This window comes from Vibrio viridaestus (assembly GCF_003856525.1).
Classification (GTDB): domain Bacteria; phylum Pseudomonadota; class Gammaproteobacteria; order Enterobacterales; family Vibrionaceae; genus Vibrio; species Vibrio viridaestus.
The window spans coordinates 718,099-737,338 of sequence record NZ_RJVQ01000001.1 but is presented as its reverse complement, the minus strand read 5'-3'; the positions used below and the strand labels follow the sequence as shown (position 1 = coordinate 737,338).

General features: G+C 40.5%; 16 protein-coding genes. 1 reads left to right on the top strand and 15 read right to left on the bottom strand.

What is annotated here, in order from left to right; all coding sequences use genetic code 11:
- Positions 1–2 precede the first annotated feature (2 nt).
- The 15 genes from EES38_RS03315 to dmeF form a co-directional block, all read right to left on the bottom strand.
- Positions 3–1,550, bottom strand: a complete 1,548-nt coding sequence (locus EES38_RS03315; protein ID WP_124935734.1) for a sigma-54 interaction domain-containing protein — start codon at positions 1,548–1,550, stop codon at positions 3–5.
- 2 nt (positions 1,551–1,552) lie between these two features.
- Entirely contained in the window at positions 1,553–4,183 is a 2,631-nt protein-coding gene (gene tssH, locus EES38_RS03310) for a type VI secretion system ATPase TssH (protein ID WP_124935733.1), read from the bottom strand.
- Between the two features lie 27 nt (positions 4,184–4,210).
- Complete coding sequence (gene icmH / locus EES38_RS03305) at positions 4,211–4,990, bottom strand: type IVB secretion system protein IcmH/DotU (protein ID WP_124935732.1); 780 nt, start codon at positions 4,988–4,990, stop codon at positions 4,211–4,213.
- A 2-nt stretch (positions 4,991–4,992) separates the two neighbouring features.
- The gene (gene tssK / locus EES38_RS03300; RefSeq protein WP_124935731.1) at positions 4,993–6,327 is read right to left on the bottom strand and encodes a type VI secretion system baseplate subunit TssK; all 1,335 of its coding nucleotides are present in this window, start codon (positions 6,325–6,327) and stop codon (positions 4,993–4,995) included.
- Positions 6,328–6,333: 6 nt separating this feature from the next.
- Positions 6,334–6,813, bottom strand: coding sequence for a type VI secretion system lipoprotein TssJ (tssJ, locus tag EES38_RS03295; protein ID WP_124935730.1), 480 nt, complete (start codon positions 6,811–6,813; stop codon positions 6,334–6,336).
- A 2-nt stretch (positions 6,814–6,815) separates the two neighbouring features.
- A complete protein-coding gene (tagH, locus tag EES38_RS03290) occupies positions 6,816–8,267 on the bottom strand; it encodes a type VI secretion system-associated FHA domain protein TagH (protein WP_124935729.1) in 1,452 nt (483 codons plus the stop codon).
- Positions 8,268–8,278: 11 nt separating this feature from the next.
- Positions 8,279–9,277 (bottom strand): type VI secretion system baseplate subunit TssG, encoded by a 999-nt coding sequence (tssG, locus tag EES38_RS03285; protein ID WP_124935728.1) that lies wholly within the window; start codon positions 9,275–9,277, stop codon positions 8,279–8,281.
- Entirely contained in the window at positions 9,241–11,010 is a 1,770-nt protein-coding gene (tssF, locus tag EES38_RS03280) for a type VI secretion system baseplate subunit TssF (protein WP_124935727.1), read from the bottom strand. Before tssF ends, tssG begins: the two co-directional genes overlap by 37 nt.
- A gap of 3 nt (positions 11,011–11,013) precedes the next feature.
- Complete coding sequence (tssE, locus tag EES38_RS03275; RefSeq protein WP_124935726.1) at positions 11,014–11,451, bottom strand: type VI secretion system baseplate subunit TssE; 438 nt, start codon at positions 11,449–11,451, stop codon at positions 11,014–11,016.
- 2 nt (positions 11,452–11,453) lie between these two features.
- On the bottom strand, positions 11,454–12,935 hold the full coding sequence (gene tssC / locus EES38_RS03270; protein WP_124935725.1) for a type VI secretion system contractile sheath large subunit: 1,482 nt from the start codon (positions 12,933–12,935) through the stop codon (positions 11,454–11,456).
- Positions 12,936–12,993: 58 nt separating this feature from the next.
- Positions 12,994–13,488 carry a type VI secretion system contractile sheath small subunit gene (gene tssB / locus EES38_RS03265; RefSeq protein ID WP_124935724.1) on the bottom strand — a complete coding sequence of 165 codons (495 nt, stop codon included), beginning with the start codon at positions 13,486–13,488 and terminating at the stop codon, positions 12,994–12,996.
- A gap of 176 nt (positions 13,489–13,664) precedes the next feature.
- Positions 13,665–14,717 (bottom strand): hypothetical protein, encoded by a 1,053-nt coding sequence (locus tag EES38_RS03260; protein ID WP_124935723.1) that lies wholly within the window; start codon positions 14,715–14,717, stop codon positions 13,665–13,667.
- Complete coding sequence (locus EES38_RS03255; protein ID WP_124935722.1) at positions 14,692–14,976, bottom strand: type VI secretion system PAAR protein; 285 nt, start codon at positions 14,974–14,976, stop codon at positions 14,692–14,694. The genes EES38_RS03260 and EES38_RS03255 overlap by 26 nt, the downstream gene beginning before the upstream one ends.
- A 509-nt stretch (positions 14,977–15,485) precedes the next feature.
- Complete coding sequence (locus tag EES38_RS03250) at positions 15,486–15,902, bottom strand: MarR family winged helix-turn-helix transcriptional regulator (RefSeq protein ID WP_124935721.1); 417 nt, start codon at positions 15,900–15,902, stop codon at positions 15,486–15,488.
- A 6-nt stretch (positions 15,903–15,908) separates the two neighbouring features.
- A complete protein-coding gene (gene dmeF, locus EES38_RS03245) occupies positions 15,909–16,853 on the bottom strand; it encodes a CDF family Co(II)/Ni(II) efflux transporter DmeF (protein WP_124935720.1) in 945 nt (314 codons plus the stop codon).
- Positions 16,854–17,154: 301 nt separating this feature from the next.
- On the opposite strand from dmeF, the gene EES38_RS22575 reads away from it, so the two are divergent.
- Complete coding sequence (locus EES38_RS22575; protein WP_166434199.1) at positions 17,155–19,179, top strand: methyl-accepting chemotaxis protein; 2,025 nt, start codon at positions 17,155–17,157, stop codon at positions 19,177–19,179.
- The last annotated feature ends 61 nt before the right edge of the window (positions 19,180–19,240 follow it).

Genomic DNA, 19,240 nt, shown 5'->3' with positions numbered 1-19,240 from the left:
GGTTAAATCTCCAACTTCTGGCATTTGTAAGCCAGTGTTCTTTTCGGAATACCCAAACTTTCAGCGGCTTTTGCTCTATCACCAGAAAATAGCGTTAAACGTTCTTTGATGATGCGGCTTTCAAACTCATTTAATGCCTGTTTAAGGTCATGAATAACCGAAAACTCACAAGCATTCTCAACGGTAGATTCAACCGATTCAAAATTATCCAGACTAGGTTCGTCGAAGATCGTCAAACGGTGGGCCAAGCACGATAGCTCTACTTCACTGTTATCGCTGGTTTGAGCACAACCAAATTCAATCAAATGCTTTAATTCACGTACATTTCCTGGGAAGCCATATTCTTTTAACCGATCGATAGCACGGAAGTTTATGCCGCGGACAGATTTTCCATGGGATTGGTTGAATTCAGCGATAAAGTGCGCAGCTAGCTGAGGAAGATCATCAAGACGTTCGGCCAATTTGGGTACGGCTATCGGGTATTGGAATAGACGGTAATACAAGTCCTGACGGAACTCTTTTGCCTTAACCTGATTGACAAGATTCACATGCGTCGCTGAAACGAGTCGAAAATCTGAAGTAAGTTCATCCTTACCACCCACTGGTCGATACATCCGTGTCTCTAAAACACGCAACAGCTTTGCTTGGAGAGCTAACGGCATATCACCAATTTCGTCTAAAAACAGTGTTCCACCATTAGCCTGCGCAATGAGACCTTGCTTGTCTGAATCAGCGCCAGAGAAGGCACCTTTACAATAACCAAACAGTTCACTCTCTAGCAGGTTTTCTGGAATTGCAGCACAGTTAATTGCAATAAATGGTTGGGAGGCTCTCTCAGAGAAATCGTGGACAGCCTGAGCGACAAGTTCTTTACCCGTCCCAGTTTCTCCCTGAACCATTACCGACAACTGAGACCGAGCCGCACTTAAGATCTGCTCACGCATGCGATTCATTGTCTGACTTGTACCGATCAATGTCTTACTGAGCTGATTTAAGCGTTGCTGCTGCGTTCGGCTCTTCTTCTCTTCAGAAAGTGACTCTTTTAAGTCACGCTGATAACTTTCATCTCTTTGCATGTCTCTTAACAACGTCCATTGATAAGTAAACACATTGATGAATTTTAGGAACTCGTCATTCTCAAATGCGGTATAAATGCGGTCCTGTTCACCAATAACAAATAACAAGGCTTGAACAGCAGATTTACCGATAGGAAGCGGTTCGACTCTTACAGAATCGAACATTCCAAGAGATTCAACGTACTGGTTGAAAAACCGGTTAGAACGCCAGAATCCCACCTCATCAGATGGAATTGTCATGGATCGAGCAGATTGTAATACATGAGCAAACGGACAATCGAAGTCAGTCACTGACCAAGAATACCCTGATTGACCATCATGTGAAATTAGGGTTCTACCATCCGCTGATGGTACAAGTAGCTCACAGGTAGTAAGCCCTAACTCACGTTGAATAATTGAGACGAATAACGTCATCAACTCATTCGTTTTTCTTACTAATACCAAATCCGTGGCGCAAGCTAACCAGTTGTTCATGGTTACTCAACCTCTCCAATAAATTCACCATCCCGTGCGGTTAGATGCACTTTGGTAATAGGTGCCCTTTCCGCAAGCTTATTCAATAATGCAAGCGATACAGGTGGTAGCAGTTGACCTTCAATAATGGCTTCCAGCATTCGAGCGCCATTTTCGGAGCGAGTAGCTCGATTGAGAATCTCTTCAATCAACTCATCATCAATTTGTACGTCTGCTGAATATCGAGTAACGAATAGCTGCTCTAAACGCACCAGTTTGAACTTCACAATTTCCTCGAGAACATCACGCTTAAGCGGTAAGTAAGGAATAACTTCCATACGAGCTAACAGTGCAGGTTTGAAGAAACCGGCTAATTCTGGATAGAGTGCTTCTTCAATCGCATCTGGGGTTTCAGCATGATCGACGATTGTTTGATATCCAAGGTTCGAAGTCAGGAAGAACACAATGTTCTTACAATCGATTAAACGTCCTTCACCATCAGCAAGTTCACCCTTGTCAAACGCCTGATAGAAGATATTGAGTACTTCAGGGTGGGCTTTCTCAACTTCATCCAATAAAACTACCGAATATGGCATCTTACGAATGGATTCCGTCAAAATCCCACCTTCACCGAAGCCTACATAGCCAGGAGGCGAGCCGATCAGACGTGAAACGGTATGCTTCTCTTGATACTCAGACATGTTGATCGTGGTTAAAAACTGCTTTCCACCATATAACTGCTCTGCAAGCTGAACTACGGTTTCTGTCTTACCTACACCACTTGGACCAACAAGTAAAAATGCACCTTTAGGTCGGCCAGGACGACGAAGGTCTGCACGGGCAGTCAGTAGATGGCGATGAACACGTTCAATCGCAGGTCCCTGACCTTTAATCGCTTTACCGAGAATATCGGTTAAGTGTGTAATTTTATGCAGCTCATCCGTGTTCATTTGATCAACTGGCACACCAGTCCAATCTGCAATCACTTCTGCGATTTGTTCAGAATCGACTTGTGGATACATTAAACGTTCTTTATGGGGAATTGCGTCTAACTGTGCATATTTATTACTCAGTTCTGCAGCCAATTCGGCTGCTTCGATATCGGACTCGCTACCCTCTTCACAACCAGCATGTTGCGCTGCTTCCATAAGTTGAGAACGCAGATCAATTATTGATGAAACCAATTCTTTCTGACTTTCCCAGCTTTTTAGTAGTTCTGATTTTTCAACTTCGTCAGCAACTTCTTCTGTCTTGAGTTCATCAAGGCGCTCAACATCAACAGCATTACCGAGCCACTTAGCTCGCTCTAACATTTCGATTTCTAGTTGACGCTGAAAGCACTTAGTTTCAAGTTGAGCCAGTCTTTTTGGCGGCGTTGTTAGATTGATAGCAATTCTTGCGCACGCTGTATCAAGTACATCGATCGCTTTATCGGGAAGTTGGCGACCTGAAATATATCTTGCAGACAATTCCGCCGCCGCTTTCAAAGCTTCATCCGTAATAAGAACGTTATGAGCTTTTTCATAAACGGTATTAAGACCACGTAAAATATCAACCGCCTGAGAAATAGATGGCTCATCCAGTTTAACAAGTTGGAAACGACGAGTCAGAGCGGGATCTTTTTCAAAATATTTCTTGTACTCTTTCCAGGTTGTTGCAGCCACAGTACTGAGTTCACCGCGCGCTAAAGCAGGTTTAAGTAAGTTAGCCGCATCACCGCCACCTTCTTGGTTACCAGCACCAATAAGGGTATGAGCTTCATCAATAAATAAAATGATGGGTGTTGGTGAATTTTTTATCGCATCAATAACGCCTTTCAGACGCTTTTCAAACTCACCTTTAACTGAAGCTCCCGCCTGTAATAAACCAAGATCGAGCGACCAAAGCTCGACGTTTTGTAATTGGTCAGGCACGTTTCCAGCCACAACTCTCAGGGCTAGACCCTCGATCATCGCGCTCTTACCAACACCCGCATCACCAACAACAATAGGATTGTTTTTTCTGCGGCGACAGAGAATATCAATCATCAGATTGATTTCATTCTCACGACACAATACAGGGTCAAGCTCGCCATTTTTCGCTTGCGCCGTTACATTAGTACAGAATTTATTTAATGGCGTTACCGCTCCTTGAGTAAGAGATTCACCATTCGCTGGAGATTGATTTGCCTGCTCGACGGGTGTTTCAGATGACTCTGCAAGCACTTGGTCAAAATGACGTTTTAACGATTCTCTATTAATTGATTCAAACGTCTTAATCAGTTCGAATGGCAGGTAACGATCTGCACGGGAAATCGCAGTTAGAAAAATTGCTCCAGAGCGAAGTTCAGTCTGATTAAGTTCAGTCGTCGACAGGAGCCAAGCTTCCTGCAGCAACTCCACAAGCATAGGAGAAAATGCAGGATATGTATCAACATAGTCACCATGAGAGTAAGTACTAACTATACTTTGCTTTACATCATGATGATCTAATTCTGCATTTTTTAGAATTTTACGTACGTCAGAAAGTGGATTATCAAGTAGTACATCTAAGTAGTGCTCTAGGGTCACTTCTGGATGCTGTCGTTGAATGCAAAGTGAAGCCGCTTGTTCCAGCGCCAATTTACTCTGCTCGTTTAATTTAGAAATGAGAGTGGGTAATTCGATACGGATCACGTTGATCACCTAGCCTAATAATTGTAATTAAAGTAATTGATTGAGTTGGTTAATGACGTCAGCAGACTTGCCACTTAGTAACCAATTAAATCCGAAATAAACAATGCCCCAGAACACGACAAATCCAGCAAAAATACTCCATATAGGCCATTCACGACCTAACAGATACTTTTGCTCTACAACATTTTTCTGTGCATTGGTTAGCGGAGGTGTCTTGAAATCTGGATCATCATGACTAAATAAAAGTTCATGCAATCCATTGATGACTTTTTCACGCATGACTTTGCCGTTTTCCATCACGCGATACTTCCCTTCGAAGCCTAAAATCAGACACTGGTAAATAAATTCCAGTAGCGCGCGGTAACGTTTTGGTTCGCTTTCAAGTCGGCCTAAAATGGTATAAACCTTTTCACCACCCCATGTTTCGTTATGAAAACGAGACAACATTGAATGTTCAGCCCAAATACTGGATGAGCCCCATTCCGTTCCCATGACTGCTTCGTCTAGGAATGCGCATAAAATGTAACGGTAAGCCATGATAATGGCATGATCATAGCCATTCTCACCAAGCTCGATCTCAATCGACTTAATTTCTTCAACTGCTTGATTGTAAATTTGCTCGATACTATCGCAGTAGGTGAGTGTTCTCACTCGAAGTGCTAAGCCAAACAAAGGTGTTGCTGCATCAATAAGAACATTTGGATTATCGCCACGTAATTGAAACCAGTAGTCTTTATCCAGATTGATCTGTTCTACGCTGTCGAATAACAAATCGTTGTATTGTTCGTTATAAGTAGACTCTCTCATGGTTAACTCCTGATTGCCCAGAATTGAAGGTCTAAATCATCAAATGCAGCCGCCACATGGAATGCAAAACCACTCGATTCGTTTAGCATTGACCACGCTGAACTTGATTTATCTAACTGGTAATAGGTATAACCAGCGTGATATGGCAACTGACGAGGTGCTACTGGAAGTGAAATTAGCGGAACACCAGGTAACTGTAGTGAAATCAAATCGCGAATGCTTTCTACTGATGCCACTTTAGTTTGTTGAATGAAGAGCTTACGTAATTCATCAAGCGGCATTCTGGCTTTAACAGCAATGATAAATTCAGCATCGTCCATAAGACCCGGATCATTAACTGGCGCAACCATCAGACCATACTTACGCTTGTCTAGTTGGATGGAGACTGCACGTGGCTCTAGAACAACGCTTAGGCATTGACGAATATAACGAATAACGGGAGTAAAACAGTCCGTTGGCAATTCGTGGTTATAAGCCGGTATATGTCCGGGTGTACGGCTCTCATTAGTAAAAGTAGAAAGCTCGCCTGATACTGATGTCAGAAATTGATACAAACGTTCAGGATGTACCGCACGTAATTCAGCTAAATGTTGCATCTGAGGTTGAATACGGTTCAGTGATTGCAACAGCATGAAATCTGAGACATCGGCAACACCACCCTGCGATGGAGAGCTGATACGCTGAGCAATATTTTTGCTTCGTTCCGCCATCAGACCCGCCATTTCAGTCATGAATCGATGCAATTCATTGTTGAGCGCAGAATTAAGATGGCATGGGATAAAGTTCGAATCGAGAACGACACTACCATCAGGGCGTTTTTCTAAAATTTTAGCGATAGCAAATGAGGCATACGCGCTGCGGTCTTCTTTTTCAAGCATTAGACGAATATTCATAGGAGAGACGTCTAATGTCGTCATATCACCTTGAATACTGTGAGTATCTCTTACTTCCTGGCGACGACTGACGTATCGACCAGTTCCAGGCTCTTCCGGCCAGTTAATCTCCATCAGCGAATCACTTTTTAAAGGGATCGCCAAATAGATTAGCTGGTTCGCTAATGAAGCATCGTTGATTTCCAGAGGCTCTGGAGTAGGATCTTCCTGCGGAATTTTGAATATCGAACCATCCGGCATAATACCGGAGGCTCTTTCTAGAGCGATACGTCCAAAAGAGAGGTACTCAAGATTCAGACTAAAATCAGTCACACCATAAAGATAGGAGCTGACAGATTTCATTCTTTCATCAATCAAATGCTCTGTATGACGTTGCTGTTGTTGGAAATGTTGCGGCTTAATAAAAAGCCCTTCATTCCAAATGACTCGGTTATGACTGAACATGCCGTTTTATTCCACTCTTTCTAACTTCACATCGTAATCTTTGAAGAACATTAACAAATGATACTGACGTCCTTTATTGATTACTTTTACCGCTTTTTTCCAATCACTTAACTCAGGCTCAGAAAAGTGCGCAAGTACCCCAATATAATGAGTATCAGGTGAAATCTTCAAAGAATTCACAAACTTAAACTGTCCAGGAGTCAGAGCATAATCGTAATTCTTAACAAAGTTACTGCGCAGTGCAGCTTTGTAATTCGCTTTGATTGTGTCGTAGTCAGAGGACATAAACATCGAGTCGTCTTCTAACTCAAATACTTGAACTTCGATTGGAGAGGCTTCTCCCCAAATATTCGGGTTTACGCCATCATCGCTCACCATACTGAATGTTACGGTAGTTTGGTCATCTGCCGGGTTGTACTCTTCGTTAGAGGATGAACAAGCGGTGAGTGAAGCCAGAAGGCATAATGTAAATAGCAGCTTTTTCACTGTTAGAACTCCAATTGCTTTTCTCTGATTTTTTTGTCATAGGCCTGCTCGAATATCTGCCAAAACAGTTTTTCGAAGCCTTTCTGGCGGCTAGAGGTTAGCTCTTTGTAGTAGCTGCAATACATATTCCATGCCCAGCTATCATGATTAGTTTGTTCGCTATCCTGACCACGCTTATAACTGTTGAATCGACGTAATAAAACTTGAGGTGAAAAAGCAGCAAGAATCTGTTGTAACGCTTCTCCAGTCGCATGTTGAACTGCATCATTATGGTCACGGATATTTTTCAGGCTTTCGCTGATGGCCGCAGGAGCGGATAAATGAACCAGGCTTTTATCTGCTTCATACATCGTTTTGATAGTATCTTGATAATCAAGACCTAAACGAAGTGGGTTATCTTCAATTGGCTGTAGGCTTCGATTCATAACACCGAAATGACCACTATCAATCTGCTTGTGAAGCTCCAGTAAACCTTCTATACATGAGCGTAAAGACTCACCAAGCTCTTGGGAGAGCATGTGCATCTTTTCCATGTCTTCAGTATCACCTAAATCGACACCCATACCGTTCATCATAGGTCCTGTTAACAGGTGACTTGATGTACCAGCCTCTGACGATTTTCTTGAAGAAGGAGTCATGCTTTTCGCCACTTCTTCTTCTAATAAATCCAATACATTATTGTCCATACCGTAGCCCTCTGTACCTTGCGTTGTTTGCTCTGGTTTTGTACTGACGTTGTTCTTAGTGTTATTTCTATGGTCCGACTCAAAATGTGAGTGGACCTTATTTGATAAGGTTCTCCCGAATCCAATGATTCGTTTCAACCCGATTGACGATGCAGTGACATTCTCACTATCAGACTGCTGCGTCGAAATACTTGCGGCTCTCTCACCTAAATCCACAGAATGCAGAGCACTTTCATTTTTTTCATTAATGACTTCGTGCTTAATGAGACGCTCGGGATCTTCTGGCTGTCCCATCATTTCATCGAGAGCGAGTAGCGGATCTGCAACACCTTGATGGTCCTGATGAGTAATCAGATCCGCATCTCCGTTATCAAGTAAACCACGCTCTCGAGAAGGAATAAGTTGGTCCAGTGACTCACTGGATTCCATTTCTTTGTTCGCTTCTACCAAGGAAACTCGAATATTGAATGGCCCTACGTGAATTTCATCTTTGTGACATAACTTAGCGAGATCATTTTTCCCGATTGGCATTGAAGAACCATTGATAAATGTGTCACCGCTTGTATCCTTCAAACAATATGCACCGTCAACAATGATGATTTCACAATGCATCGGGTGAACTTTGTTTTGGCTATCTTTAAGCTTCCAGTCATCCGCATAGCTAGAACCAATACTTCCGCCTGCTTGTGGCCATTGTTTCTTAGGCGATGTTCCAGACTCTAAGTACTTTGTGTTGGTGATCATCATCGATAATGACAGATCGTACATACGAAATTCCTCTACCCTCTAACTTGGATTTGTACGTTTTTCTTCGCTTTTTCTTTGCCGAGAAACGTGTACCAGCCTAAAGCCAAACTATCACTACTATCGAGTTTAAAATCTGGGATATCTTTTTCGTTCATTGATAGCTCCAGATCGTAAGAAAGCTGCTCACGCAAAATAAACTCAACCAAATCCTTAAGTGCGTTAAAATCTTTGCCTGTTGGCAAAAAATCCGTAAATCGTTGACGACTTAATCCTCCAATACAGATGGAGAACTTCCCGTTACAGTCAAACGCAGTACTTCCAGTTAAAGTGTTTACTCCAAGTTCACTATTCTGCCCACCAAGGGAAAACTGTTGGGAAGCATCTATGTTTATTTTGCGTTTTTCCCACTGTCGAATCGACACGTCATCTAAATCAAAACAGTGACCAATAATCCCTGCTACGACTTGCGGTGACCGACTTCTTCCCGCCAACATGCCAGAGTAAGCCAGCATTTTTGCCCAGTTCACTTTGGTTTCACTTCTTAAACGAGGATCAGCCAAACCAATTAGAGCAAACAGCTGCTGCGAAAATGGATCTTCTGCACCTGGCTTGAATCGAACGTGGTAACGATATTTTCGCCACATCCGATAAATTAAAGTGATCATTCGGTTATTGAAAAAATCTAAAAAAGGCCTTTTCAAACCTGCGTTTTCAGTATCGATCAACTGTTCGATAATGAATCCCGGTAATGGGGAGTTAGCGCCAGCTAAACCGAAAAAGCTGGTTTCAACCTGAACCCTGTCAGAATCGATCATCTCAACATCAGTGACATCCGATGTCGAAAACCCCAAACTGGGATTGGCAGAAAAGACAAGCTTACAAAACTTTTCCCAATCATCCGATTCTGGATCCCAATCCTGAAACTTGTGTATCGTTTCAACCAACTGAAAAAAGTTATATGACCTTGGGTTATCTAGCCCTAGAACATCTTTTTCTATATCAGTGGCTGAATACCGGTCTGAGTTCCCCATGTATACTTCTCATTGTTAGTCGTATTAACCATCACCAATTCGTGAAATGAGTTAATACTGGCGTATAAAGCAAAAAAGTGGCTTAAAACGGTGCCAAACAGGTACAAATCACCCTCAGATCCAAAAGCGGTTTGATCAACATGTAACTCAGATTGTAATCCTCGAATTGGCATGCCTTTCAACACTTTATCTAAAGGTTTAGTTGTTATTTTACTAATACCTTGTAGTCGCTTACGTGCGACTCTTTCTGCTTGTCTATCTACTAAAGCTCTAAAATCGTATGCTCTGAGTACACTGCTCAATGCATCTTTTGACAGCAAAGACATGTAGTTCAGAGACAAATTAGAAATCAACACCCATAACAGACTGCCATCCAACACTGGACGAAGAGACTGAGTAGGGACTGTGATATTCTGATATTCAGCAAAGGTTGGTGATGTATTAGTTGGTTCACAGATATCGCCAACTGCCAATTCAATCGGTAACAAACGGTTTGTACAGGTCAAACGAATTGATATAGCTTCATCGATGTGATGCGCTACTTTTTCGTCGCCTCGAACAAACGAGATGTATGAATCGAATCCATCGCCTCGAATACTGTCTTTGATTCGACTGCGATAATATAAAGCCGTGCGGTCTTTCGCTCTCTCTACTTCATGCTGAAAACTTTCAAATGAATGATAAACTCTTTTTTCACCACGAACTCTCTGACTTTCTTGGCTTTTATCTTGCCAACCCTCAACATGGTCTACACTGAATACTTCATAATGAGAAGGAGTACGACTAGAAGGAATTATGCGGTACTCAGTTTTTTTACCCGTTAGAGACACAGGATCTGCGTCATGCTCAAACAAATTAATGATGGGAGTACAATACAACTTAAAGCTCTCGTCATTGACGCGTACACTAGCGGGAAGTGTTTTATCAAACGTTAGTCGAATGGTGAATTGGCCTCTGACTGAATGAGGTATTACTCGATCCAAGAGATTCACATCGAAAAAGTGGAATGCTTCCGGAAACGCAAGGTATTCTTGCAAAATCCGGTACCCTTCATAAACATTCTTGGGGTAAGGTAATAATGCGTCTTCGTTTCTAAAACCGACTTGTTTAACGGCACTTGGTGGCAGAGAGAATTCAGCTCCATTCACGACAACAGACGCTTTTTTCAGATGGTGGTTGATCCAGAAATACAGCATCTGTGCGCTGTAGGTTTCGCCAGATAGGTGAAATCGTAAAGTGTCTAATGCCGCTTCGTTTACTGACATATCACCTATCATCGACAATGAAAGCTCAACCACAGATGCCTCGCGAGTATGGTGACAACTCGTACCCAGCATCTCAATAGGGAATACATTAACTTCGCGACAAGTTCTAAATTGGCAAGCAGTGCCAAACACTGGCTTACTGTCAACCTCTACTCCAGAAGCAATCGTCTGCTTCTCACTAACGTTTTTAAGTGGCTTAAACTGCAAAATACTCATACTTGGTATTGGACGCAGGTAGTTTGGCCAAAGCATATTAATGATCGAGTGCGTCAGCTCCGGAAATTCATCCTCAACTTTCTCTCTCAGACGGCCAGTTAGAAATGCGAAGCCTTCTAAAAGTCGCTCAACATCAGGGTCAGTAACCTGACCATGCAGGAACCGAGACAACTGAGGATGAATTTCAGTAAACTGTTTGCCTTGTTCTTTCAGAAACGAAAGCTCGTCACGAAAATATTTGCTTTGAGCCATTAATTAGTACACTCGATAACGACGGTTTTGATCTAACAGTAGATTGAACTTCACTTTTTCGTGAAGCGCTTCGCAGTTAATATCTGCGGTAATACGAAAGCGTAATGTCAGCGGATTAAAATCATCACGATCCGACTCCACTAGAATATGCTTCAACCGAGGTTCAAAAGATTTCAAACAGTCTTTGATAGCAATACGAATGCGTAAAGAGAGATCCATCGCTTCCAATGTTGCATCGTTAAAATCAATTAAACCAATTTCGGGGGCACTTTGCGCAGTGCCCAACCGGGTATTAAGCACATTCGATACGTTTTTCTTAATCGAATTGAGGACATCTATCGCATCAGGTCCCTGAGTCAGGGACCTTGGTCTGGCACCAGTTTCCAGTCTTTCTAGAAAGCCTACGCCAAATGCGATTTCCTCGGGTGCGATATAGGACATAATTATGCTTTATCCAAACGACCTACAAGAGATAACTCAAAGTTTGCACCCATGTATTTGAAGTGTGGGCAAACTGCGAGAGACACTTTATACCAACCTAAATCACCTTCAACATCCGATACTTGGATATTCGCTGAGCGAAGTGGACGACGGCTACGAACGTCAGCCGGTGGGTTTTCCTGGTCAGCGACAAAGCGTTTAATCCATGAGTTCAGTTCTCTTTCTAGATCTTTTTTATCTTTCCAAGAACCAATCTGCTCTCTCTGCAGAACTTTTAAGTAATGTGCTAAACGGTTGATAATCATCATATAAGGTAGCTGAGTTCCTAACTTATAGTTGGTTTCCGCGACCTTACCTTCCTTAGTGTTAGGGAAGATTTTAGGTTTTTGCACAGAGTTCGCAGAGAAGAACGCAGCATTATCGCTACCTTTACGCATAGTTAGCGCAATAAAGCCTTCTTCTGCCAGTTCAAATTCTTTACGGTCTGTAATTAGCACTTCCGTTGGAATTTTTGTTTGTAGAGCACCCATAGATTCATACACATGCACAGGGAGATCTTCTACCGCACCACCACTCTGAGGGCCGATGATATTTGGACACCAACGGTACTTAGCAAAACTTTCAGTTAAACGAGTGGCAAACGCAAATGCAGTATTACCCCATAGGTAATCATCATGTGATTCAGTAACGCTTTCCTGATAGTTAAACGAACGAATAGGGTTATCTGTTGGATCGTAAGGAGTACGAAGCAAGAAACGTGGAGCAGTTAGACCCAGATAACGTGCATCTTCAGACTCTCTTAGAGAACGCCATTTCGCATATTTAGGACTTTCAAAAATTGAGCTTACGTCTTTGATATTTGGCAGTTCTTCGAACGAGTCGATGCCAAAAAATTCAGGACCTACACTCGAAATAAATGGAGCATGAGCCATTGCGCCAAGAGAGGCCATATATTGCAGCAACTTCATATCCTGAGAGCCAGGAGTAAAGATATAGTTACCGATCATGGCACCAATAGGTTCACCACCGAATTGACCATACTCTGAGGAATAAACATGTTTGTAAAGACCAGACTGAGTCGTATCAGACGAGTATTCAAAGTCTTCCAAAACTTCTTCTTTGGTTGCGTGAAGAATTTGAACTTTGTTGTTTTCTTTAAAGTCTGTTTTATCAACTAGCAGTTTAAGGCCACGCCAAGTTGACTCAAGTTGTTGAAATTCTTTGTTATGAAGAATTTCATCCATTTGATTACTAATTTTTTTATCAAGCTCAACAAGCATCTGATCAACGAGCGACTTATTTACTCGTTCGAAGTCTTGATTTGAATTTAAAAGGTTTTCAATAAAAGCCGCAACCCCTTTCTTGGCAATGCCATAGGCTTCTTCATTGGGTGCTATACGGGTTTGAGTCATTATCTCTTCAAGCAAGCTACCATTACTCGCCTGAGCACTTGACTGTTCTACTACTGAATCTGTTGTAGACATTGTATCTTTTTCCTAACCAAAATGCCGAATGTATTACATCAATTTTACAATTGATAACTTATTTATCGCTGCCACTAATCACATCAAGTTCCGCAAGAAGTTTCTCGCGCGATTCTTCTGAAGTAATGAGCTCTTGTAAACGCTCTCTGAACGCTGGAACATTTCCTAAAGGACCTTTTAGTGCAACTAAAGCTTCTCTAAGCTCGATAAGTTTTTTCAATTCAGGCACCTGATCAGAGATGGAATCAGGAGTAAAATCTTTTAACGATTTGAAGCTAAGATTAACTGCAAGCTCACCACCGTCGTCATTTAATTTGTTACTAACACCGGTGTTTAGCTCCAAATTACTTTCACGCATCACTGACTCGAAGTTTTCTTTATCGACAGAAATAGTTTCTCTTTCTTCGATTGGTGTGTCTTCTGCGTGACCTTTAAAATCACTAATAACTAGAGTCTTTAAAGGTAATTCTATTTCTGTTTGTACATCACCATTAGCGGGAACATATTTAATATTAATCCGCTCTTTAGGCGCAACACTTCCACTTTTAGACATAATTTGTCTCCAATTCCTATACCAAATAACGTTGTTAATTGAATTAAGTAATTCAGAAGAGATGATAACAAATAGAGCTATTAATTAGCCGTCTTGTTTTTAAAACATCATTAATAAAAATTACAGAAAACAACCTTTGTCAATATTGCGTAAATTTAATGAAAAATATAATTTAATTATGAATTCCAAAGTAGATCATAGTTATAAAAAATAACTTGTTTCTCTTTGAATTTATTTATTAAAGCATTCGCTTTATCTTTTTGTTCTTTTGTCATCTTTTCAGAGATATCAGAATATAAATTCTCCATCATGCTGTATAAATGAGAAAAGCGATTTTTTCCGGCGCTATCTATATACATAGATAAATAGGCGTATGACTTAATTAAGTCGGTTTTTACAAAACTATAGCTAGGAACCATACCAGCGTAGATCTTAGCTAGAGAGGCTAGAGACATTAAATCCCCATAGTTCAAAGCTTCTTCTTTCCACTCCAGAGCCTGATCAAATTTATTTTTTTCTTCGTAGTAATCAACACAAGCTCTTAATGCTGGCATATACCCTTTATTTGCAATAAATTCGACATCGCGAATAAATTTTGAATTTAATTTAGGGTTACTTTGTTCGTCAAAGGAAGCAATTGAAGATTGTAATACAGCAGGTGCATATAAATATTGTTGTGATTTTTTTAAATAATAAGATGACTTCTTATTATTTAAATCACTGTAATATCTATATAAATTAAAACTCGCCTTACCCGGATCAGATTCAGCTAACTCAATAGAACCGTCATGATATGAGTTTCTATACTTTAATCTTGTTGCGTTTCTAAACCATGTACCATTTTTATATAAATAATAGGTAGCATCGAGTTGACCTTCATTAGCCGCTTTAATTAGATATTCTCGTGCTAATTCAGGGGTTTCAGCATTAGGATTACTCGAAACGATATCCATTGCATACAAATAAGCACTATTTGCATTACCTTTATCCGCAGAATACTTGAGATAAGGTCTTGCCATTGAATCCTTAAATTGTGCACGCATCAAACGACCAGCATCATATGCTTGCTCTGCCGTATAAGAAGACAAGTCGTACTTGGTGTCCTGCTCATTTTCAGCAGCAGCACATTGTCCACTCACTGCAAGGAGAATAATCACTGAAAGCCCAGAGATAAGTTGACTCTTATTTCTCTGAGATTGTTTTTTAGCCAATGTTAACACTGCTGCCACCTATTAATACACCACCACAAGTTACGGGATCTCCGACTCTAGCCGCTGGTTTACCTTCTACCATAACAGTAGGAGAACCAGCCGCTATGAATCTTGGATGCGGAGGACAAAGAGGCTTAGCGTGAATAACGAGCGGATCGCCTAGCCTGGCTGCTGGAATACCATCGTATGTAACGGTGCCTGCACCGGAAATAACAGGAGTTGCAGGGTAACCATGATGATCAGTCCCTACGTGTCCAACTACTATACCGTTTCCCATAATATGTTTTACTCTGACGTTGTTTTTTATTTAGCCGTATTGTATTTGTTTTTTTGTATCATTTATAAGAATCTAAAAAGACTCTCAATTTTAAAAATTCTTTATTTTGGTGAGCAAGATATTGCCCCCGAGCAAGTTATTGCCCGATGCGCGGTATATTACTTATATTCAGGCAAAAATCTACCCAACACATTTATTTATAAAAATAACAATTAAATATAATTAATTTGTGAAGATGAACAAACAAAAACAGTCAAAACCATCTCAAAAACGAGAAAATGACAGCTACATGACATAAGATAACAGTAAAATGACGAAAATAAACTTGATTGGTGATATATTGATCGGTCGCGTGATTAATTAATAGACAAATATCTTTTACTGATCGTTTTATAAATTATAGATTGCCAATCAATTCTAATAAACGAGACAATTCTTATTTTTGAGTCGGAAATATCTCGCTTATAATGATTTGTAAATACATTGATCGTACATATAAATGAGAAATGTTAGAAATTTGTATTAAGTTTTTTCAGTATTTCAATTAGCTTATTTTCATCAGCGTCGCTTAAGTTTTTAATTAAATCCTGAACTAATGTTAGGTGTAGATGGTTATGATGCTGATAAACACCTCTCCCCTTTTCTGTAAGACTAACAAGAATCGTTCTTCTGTCTGTTTCTGAATAAATTCTTTCTGCTAACATTGCTTTAACAAGTTTATCAACCTGAACAGTCAGAGTACCCGTAGTAATCCCTAGCCTAGATGCAAGATCTTTCATCTTCATCGGGCCATGAGACCCCAAAACTTCCATTGTATGAATTTGCGCTAGTGTGTAGTCGCTCTCACGTACTACCGACTGTTCCCACGAAGCAAACTTATCATAAAATTCAGTAAGCAAATTGCTCAGTTCTATTAACGTAGACATGTTACCTCAGCTGTCAGTCTCTACTTCGATCGTCAAGTGACTAAGAGTATCAAAAGGTTTAAGTAGTTGCCGGAAGTATTTCGACTGTAACTCTCTATCTGTCACATTGATTTTTAATGTAGCGGCATAGTGCTTTTGGCTAATACGCCAGATATGTATATCGCTGATTTTTCCACCTGCTTGTGTAACTGTTTCTACAACATCATTTTCTATTCTTCGACTGATCTGTCGATCCAACAAAATTGGTGCCGACTGTTTAGCCAAACCAATAGCCCATTTAGTAATAACGAAAGCACCGACAATTCCCATCAACGGGTCCAACCAACTCCAACCCCAGAACTTCCCCATGATGAGCGCAAAAATAGCAAGTAGTGACGTTATTGTATCCGCTAATACATGCATGTACGCGGCTTTCAGATTATGGTCATGGTCATGGTCATGGTCATGGTCATGGTCATGGTCATGGTCATGGTCATGGTCATGGTCATGGTCATGGTCATGGTCATGGTCATGGTCATGGTCATGCAGCATAAACATACTGGCAACATTAATAGCAAGACCAATACATGCGACAACGATTGATTCACTAAACTGTATTGATTGAGGATGAATAAATCTTTCTATTGACTCGACACACATCATCAAAGCGACAGAACCCAGAGCAATGGCGCTGGTATATCCACCAAGGATCCCAACCTTTCCCGTGCCGTAACTATATTCACGACTTACGCTATATTTTTTTGCATGCTTATAAGCATAGAGTGTAATACCGAACGCAGCAGCATGAGTCCCCATATGCCATCCATCAGCTAATAAGGCCATAGAGCCATACAATGAACCTGCAATAATCTCAGCAACCATAGTGACAATAGTTAAAATCAGTACGAGGAGAGTCCTTTTTTCGTTTTCCACGTTAAAGTTGGAAAACTCAGATTTTTTGCAACAATTCATAAGCCAACCCAAATAATTTGATAGTCAAACAATTCTATAATCAAAGTAATTGAATAGCAAAGTAATCAAATCTACTAAATTGTCACCTAACTTATTCTGTCCGCCATATCTCACAGTATCGAATTCAAAATGGCATAGATATCGCAAAAATATTGAGTAGAAGCACATTTTCTGCGATGAGAATGACCCCGACAATTTATGAATCTATACTCTTCTTAGCAGGGACCTCTATCAAGTCACCAATGTAAAACGACAAATACAATCACTGTTATTTTTTACTATAACTAGCATGAGAAAGCGTATGTTTAAATTATCTTGGCGTAACACCATCAAGCGTGACGATTCTATGATTTCTTCACCAACTGAATACGCGAAAGTCAAAGTAATTAGTAGCTCTCAAGTTTCTCCAGCAAACTTAGCGGAATTAGAATTTAAAAATGCTAATACTTCTTTAGTACTTGCATTTGTTTCACCAAATTTATCGTTTGAAACGATATCCAAAAAAATCAAAGATGCTCTTCCCTTCGCAAAACATGTGGTCTGTATAATGAGCGCGGGTGAACTTGGGGGAAAAGGAAAAGACGGTCTTTACCACGTCGCGAGTGGAGAGTGGGACAACATTGTGATCCAAAGCTTCAGTGACAACATGTTTGAAAGCGTTTTCGTCGCAAGCGTACCTTTATATTGTGAAGATATTAAAAATGGCCAACCAACTCTCTCAATTCAAGAACGTATCAATAAAATCAGTCGTGATTTACAGAACGTAAAACCACCGTTTTCAATTAATTACCTCTCGTCATTAGGAATGGTCTTTTTTGATGGTTTATCGGCTTCGGAAAATTTCTTTGTCCAAGCGTTATACAATAGTGGATTGTTTCCGTGTTACTTCATTGGTGGCTCAGCAGGAGGAAAACTAGATTTTAAACAAGCTGATATAAGTATCGACGGTGTTATAAGTAAAAACAAAGCCAGTATGATCTTCACTAAGCTCAAACAAAATATTCGGTATGGTATTTTAAAAAGCCACAACTACAGCCCGACTAATACAAAATTTACTATCGCTGAATCCGATCCAATAACCCGAACCGTTACATCATTTTTAGATGAGAGCTCTATGCAGCTTGTGACTCCAGTCGATGCTCTTTGTCGACATTTTGGTTGCTCAAAAGAAGGTTTGTCGAAAGCTCTTACAAGTCATACTTTTGGTGTAAAAATAGGCAACGACATTTATATTCGTTCAATATCTAATATCGATGTAGAGAGTGGTAACATAAGCTTTTTCTGCGATTTTTCGTTTGGCGATAGACTGATTCTAATGAAAGCTGATGACTTTTCGCAGTCACTTCAAAAAGATTACGACGCATTTAAAAGAGGAAAATCCTCGCCTCCTATAGCAATGATCGCCAATGACTGTATTTTACGCCGTCTAAAAAATGAAGCTGTACTTAAAAACATTCACCATTTTGATGATATACCGGCTGTAGCGGGCTTTAGCACTTTTGGAGAGTTTCTTGGTGTCCATCAAAATGAGACTTTAACTGCGCTCTATCTATATAAAACTGATGAAAACACCTCTTTTTCTGACGAATATGCAGATAATTTCCCTATTCAATTTAGTAACTTCAGGAGTTATTTCAACGAGTCCAAACTTCACAGCTACCAAAAGATGACGATGCTGCAAAAGAGAACCATAGATGACCTGTCTCAATATAGAACTCTACTAACCACGATGCTTGACAGTTTTTCTGGTATCTCCAAGTACGCGACGGATAGTACCGAGATATTAAACGTGATTCAGACACAATTTAGTACACTCTCCACCGAAGTCAAAAAGCAAGCAAGCCATAGCCAAGAATTGCAAAGCTACGTTGATGTACTAAAAGTAAACTCGAATAAGATTCAAGATATACTTGGTGTTATCAATGGTATAGCTGAAAGAACAAACTTATTAGCTCTCAATGCAGCAATAGAGGCCGCCAGGGCTGGAGAACAGGGACGTGGATTTGCAGTTGTTGCCGATGAAGTTCGCAACCTTTCCAAAAATACACAAGAAAGTTTGAGCACCACGGGCGACACGGTTGATAACGTGTACAGTTCTATCGATTCAATTAAATCCGTTATCGAAACAACAATTCAGCTTATGAGTCGAGTAGACGAATCATCAGAAGGACTATCTAGTGAAATGAATCAGATGCTATCTTTGTCAAATGACGCATCAAGTCAAATAGAGTCGAGTATTCACGATATCCAAATGGTCGAGTCGAAAATGCAACAGATTGACCAAGATCTAGACGTTATCATGCGTTTAACTAATCAACAACTATAGGCAGTTTTAACTTAAGGCTCTGAAATAGAGCCTTTTTCAAGCTTACCATTGAAACCGGTTT